This is a genomic window from Bacillus pretiosus (genome assembly GCF_051294775.1).
Classification (GTDB): Bacteria; Bacillota; Bacilli; order Bacillales; family Bacillaceae_G; genus Bacillus_A; species Bacillus_A wiedmannii.
The window spans coordinates 1-286 of sequence record NZ_JBPPHF010000500.1 but is presented as its reverse complement, the minus strand read 5'-3'; the positions used below and the strand labels follow the sequence as shown (position 1 = coordinate 286).

Below are 286 nucleotides of genomic sequence, written 5' to 3'. Positions count from 1 at the left end.
GATACAGATGCCCACCGCCGCGGACGGTGTGCAGCACCAGTGCCGCCAACCCGCCGGCCCACAGGCCGACCGCCACCAGGTGCAGCACCAGACTATTGGTGGCCAGATCATGCGAGCCCCCTGCCGACGAATGCCCCGTCACCGCCCGCGGCATCAGGCTTGCCACCGCCAACACCAGCAGCAGCGGCGTCCACCGGTGTCGCAGAACGAGCCGGCATCCCAGACCCACCACCGCTGCCAGCCCCGCCGTCCACAACCACGCGGTGGCCACCTCGATCTCCCCGAC

Annotated in this window: 1 pseudogene; it reads right to left on the bottom strand. The window is 70.6% G+C overall.

The annotated features are described in order from the left end of the window. Nucleotides 1-286: pseudogene (locus tag ACSG5Z_RS31915) on the bottom strand (hypothetical protein); the annotation flags it as partial.